At 73.8% G+C, this 4,497-nt stretch carries 3 protein-coding genes; all 3 read right to left on the bottom strand.

Annotated features, from left to right (window positions below):
* Positions 1 to 64: 64 nt before the first annotated feature.
* The gene (locus QM638_RS00295) at positions 65 to 1,120 is read right to left on the bottom strand and encodes a hypothetical protein (protein ID WP_415139927.1); all 1,056 of its coding nucleotides are present in this window, start codon (positions 1,118 to 1,120) and stop codon (positions 65 to 67) included.
* Positions 1,117 to 2,352: a class I SAM-dependent methyltransferase gene (locus tag QM638_RS00290; protein ID WP_415139926.1), complete on the bottom strand. Its 1,236-nt coding sequence runs from the start codon at positions 2,350 to 2,352 to the stop codon at positions 1,117 to 1,119. The genes QM638_RS00295 and QM638_RS00290 overlap by 4 nt, the downstream gene beginning before the upstream one ends.
* Positions 2,353 to 2,627: 275 nt before the next feature.
* Positions 2,628 to 4,497: FAD-binding and (Fe-S)-binding domain-containing protein (locus tag QM638_RS00285; RefSeq protein WP_415139925.1), on the bottom strand; the 1,870-nt coding region annotated here is incomplete at its 5' end.

The following is a 4,497-nucleotide window of genomic DNA, read 5'->3' as shown; positions in this document are numbered from 1 at the left end:
GGCGCCGGCTCGGCCGAGGCCCGGCCGCTGCGGCTCCTAGGTAGCAGCCTGTTGCGACGGGCTGCTACCTAGGTGGACAACGTGTTACCCGCCAGATCGCCCCGGCGGCACCGGCCCCCACCACTGCGACGATCAGCCACGGCCACCACTCGTGGCCGGTCTCCTTCCCAGCCGAATCGGCCCTCGGCGCCGTCGAATCCGTCCCCGGAGCAGACGAGTCGGTCCCCGGAGCGGGCGACGGGGACGGAGTCGATCCGGTCGAGGCAGTTGAGGCGCCGGAGGAGGATGCCGGGAGTCGGGCCAGCCCGAGCGTACGGCGGAGCCCCGCCGGCAACGCGACCCGGAGCACCTTCGAGTGCAGCCCCTCGCTGCTCACGAGCACCTGCCCCACCGCCGACGCGGTGGGGGCTGTGACGGCGATCCCCTCGCCCTGCGGCTGCACCGGCATCGCGAGTGACCGCACCGGCCGCATCGACGGCCAGCGATAGACGGTGGCGCTCGGATAGCCCCGGATGATGACGTGCCGGCCGTCGGGGAGGAAGACGCCGTCGGTGGCGATCGGCAGCACCGCCGCGACCTTCCGCAGCCGGTTCGGATGCGCGGCCGAGAGCCGACGCGGAGCGGCGTACAGCACGCCGCCCGCCCACTGCTTGGTGGCCACGTAGAGCCGCCCGGTGGCGGGGTCGCACAACAGCGTCTCGGCATCGTGGGAGCCATCGGGATAGACCAGGTCGTAGACGGTCGGCGTCACCGTCCGGTCTCCCCGACCGACCGGGACCTCAGCCACCTGGACCGAGGGGCGCACCGATCGGTTGTCCCCGATGTCGCCGACCCAGATCCTTCCGTCCGGTGCCGCCGCCAGCGCCTCGACATCGGTGGCGTCGCCCCACCGGGTGACGCCGACGGTGTCACCGTGTGCGTCCACCGCGAACACCCGGCCGGTGTCGCCGGAGTCGTTGGTGGTGGCGAAGAGACCACCGGGCAGCGCGACCAGGGCGCTGGCCTCGTCGATCGCCGCGTCGGTGAAGCCGAACACGACATCGCGATGCTGCGCGGGCGCGGCCGCCGCGCCGAGCACGAAGGGTACGACGCTCAGCGCGGTCAGTGCCCGGACGATCACGCCGGCCGGCTCCCGGGGGCGAGCCCGAGCAGATCGCCGAGCCGGGGTCGCACGCCCCAGGTGGTCACCAGCGCGTCGTACTCCTCGCGTGCCGCCTCGTCGTGCTCCGGGCCCCGGCCCGCGCCGGTGCGCACCGCCCGCAGCAGGGTGTTGCGCGGAGTGTGCCGGCTCTCCACGAACTGCACCACCTCGACCCGGTAGCCGGAGAGCCGCAGCAGCGAGGATCGCAGCGCATCGGTGAGCGTGTCGGCGAATCGTTCGCGCAGGATGCCGTGCCGGGTCAGCATCGCGTACGGCGCCGGGGTCGGCGCCACACGCAGCTGGGCGGCGATGTCGTGGTGGCAGCAGGGCGCGGCGAGCACCAGCGGCGCCCGCCACCCGACCGCCCGGGCGAGTGCGTCGTCGGTGGCGGTGTCGCAGGCGTGCAGGGCGAGCACGACGTCCGGGGCGCGGTCCAGCTCGACCCCGGAGATGCTGCCGACCACGAACTCGGCCTCGATGCCGAGCCGAGCGGCGGCCTCGGCGTTGTGGTCGGCGGACTGCTGCTTGACGTCGACCCCGACGACGCTCACCGGCAGTCCCTTGACCTCGGCCAGGTAGCGCTGTGCGGCAAAGGTCAGGTAGCCGTTGCCGCAGCCGAGGTCCACGATCCGCAGCGGGTCGTCGCTGGTCGGGCGACGCAGCCGGCCGCTGGACCGGGCCTCGGCCACGGCCGCGTCCACCTGGCGCAGGAACTCCTCCACCTGCCGGAACTTCGCCTGCCGGCTCGGCTTGAGCCGCCCCTCGCCGTCGCTCAGCCCGAGCACCCGGAACAGCTCGTCGTCCTCGGCGAGCAGCCGCTGCTTCGCCTGGTCGTGGTCACGGTCGACCCGCACCGGCGTCGCCCGCCGGGTGGTGTGCACCAGCGCCTCGAGCCGCTTGGTGACGCGCAGCGCGTGCCGCTCGGTGGAGGTCTGCACGTTCCAGTGACCGAACGGCTCGTCCAGCAGCGCGTCGACGGCCTGCTTCGCCGCCTCACCGGAATGGTTGGCGGTGTGCGCCTGCGTCGCGTCGTACGTCGTGATCTGCAGATGCCGTCCCGCCTTGAGGTCGACGTAGCGCAGCTCCGCCCGCCGCCAGCTCGGCTGCCGGCCCCTCTGCCGGCCCGAGGCCACCGCCTTGACCAGCGCGTCGGGGTCCAGGAGCAGGCCGCGCATCCGATCCAAGGCCCGCGGCAGCGGCTCGGCGCTCACCGGTCCGCCGTCCCCTGGCCGCTGAGGCCACTCATGCCACTCACTTGGTCACCGCCGCGATCAGGACCACCAGCAGCAGGATCCCCAGCGCCGTCGGGATGATCAGACGACGGTGGCGCGGATTCACCTCCACAGTCTAGGAGCGCCCCGCCTCGGGCCGACATCCCGGGCCGACATCCCGGGCCGACATCCCGGGCCGAGATCGGCCGCCGACGTCGTGCTCCGCGACACGCCGGCGGCGGGCGCCCGGGAGATCAGGGCCGCGGAGCGGGAGATCAGGGCCGCGGAGCGGGAGACCGGGCGGCGAACAGCTCGGCCAGGTGCATCGCCGGGACATCGGCCAGGTCGTCGAGCTGCACCCGGCAGGACATCCCGTCGGCCAGCACGACCGCCTCCGGATGCGCGCGCACCGCCGGCAGCAGATGGGTCTCGGCGACCGCCACCGAGACCTCGTAGTGACCCTGCTCGACGCCGAAGTTCCCGGCCAGCCCGCAGCAGCCCGACACCTTGGTCACGGTGGCGCCCGCCCGCTGCAGCAGCGCCTGGTCGGCCGCCCAGCCCAGCACTGCATGCTGGTGGCAGTGCGGCTGCGCCACCACCTCGACTCCGCGCAGATCGGGCAGCGTGACCCGGCCCTCGTCGACCAGCCGGGTGACGAGCTCGGCGAAGGTGAGCACGCCGGTGGCCACCGTCTCGGCCTCCGGCAGCGCACAGAGCTCGCGCGAGTCGCTCCGCAGGGTGGCGGTGCAGGACGGCTCCAGGCCGACGACGGGTACGCCGCTGGCCACGTACGGCGCCAGGGTCCGCAGGGTCCGCTCCATGATCGAGCGGGCCTGGTCCAGTTGGCCGGTGGTGATCCAGGTGAGCCCACAGCAGGCCCGGTCCGCGATCACCCGGACCCGCAGTCCCTGGGACTCCAGGAACCGGATGGCGCCGTGCCCGGAGGAGGTGAAGAAGTGGTCGGTGAACGAGTCGGCCCAGATCCACACGTCCGGCGTCTCGGCGTCCAGACGCGCGGTCCGCGCCGACCGCTTGAGCGTGCGGGTCGCGAAGGCCGGGATCGAGCGCCGCTGGTCGATCCCGGCGGTCCTCTTCGCCAGCCGGGCGACCGGACCGATCCTCATCGACGCGTTCGCCATCCGGGCCATCGGCGCCGCCAGCCGGGCCCACATCGGCAGCCGGCCGAGCAGGTAGTGCGAGCGCGGACGGCGCGCGGAGGCGCCGGGCGCGTCGTACTTCTGGTAGAGCGCCTCGGACTTGTACGTCGCCATGTCGATGCCGGTTGGGCAGTCCGAGGCGCAGCCCTTGCAGGCCAGGCAGAGGTCGAGGGCGTCCGTCACCGCCTCGTCCGCCAGGCCGCCGAGCAGCGTGCCCGACCCCGCGTCGAGGGCCTCCTGCAGCACCCGGGCGCGGCCACGGGTGGAGTCCTTCTCCTGGCGGGTGGCGAGGTAGGAGGGGCACATCACGCCGGCCGTCTTCGGCGCCACGCACTTGCCGACGCCGGTGCAGCGATGCACCGCCGCACCCAGGTCGCCGCCGTCATGCACCAGGCGCAGGCCGGGATGGGCCGGGCGCGTCCGCGCCCGCACCGGCCGCAGGTCGTCGGTGATCGAGGCGGGGGCGGAGCCGTCCGGCGAGGCGATGTTGCCGGGGTTGAGCAGGTCGTCGGGGTCGCAGATCTGCTTGACCCGGGCGAACAGGGCCAGCGAGGTCTCGTCGTACATGGTGCTGAGCAGCTCGCTGCGCACCCGGCCGTCGCCGTGCTCCCCCGACAGCGAGCCGCCGTAGGCCGAGAGCCGCTCGGCACAGGCGGTCATGAACTCGCGGAACACCGCCGAGCTGGCCGGGTCGCCGGCCCGGAACGGGAAGTCGATGCGGCAGTGCACGCAGCCGTCGCCGAAGTGACCGTACGGATAGCCGTGCAGGCCATGGCTCTCGAGCAGCTCGTCGAAGTCGCGCAGCCAGGCGCCGAGATGCTCCGGCGGCACCGCGGCGTCCTCCCAGCCGGAGTGTGCCGGGGTCGGCAGGCTGACCCCGGCCAGACCCGCGCCGTCCTCCCGGATCCGCCACAGCGCGGCGGCCTCGCCGGCATCGGCCACCAGCCGGGTCTCCAGCGCGCCGGCGGCCGCCTCGACGTCGGCCAGC

This window comes from Nocardioides sp. (assembly GCF_047606145.1).
In the GTDB taxonomy this organism is placed as follows: domain Bacteria; phylum Actinomycetota; class Actinomycetes; order Propionibacteriales; family Nocardioidaceae; genus Nocardioides.
The sequence above is the reverse complement of the archived record's forward strand: the minus strand, read 5'-3'. Positions and strand labels throughout refer to the sequence as shown.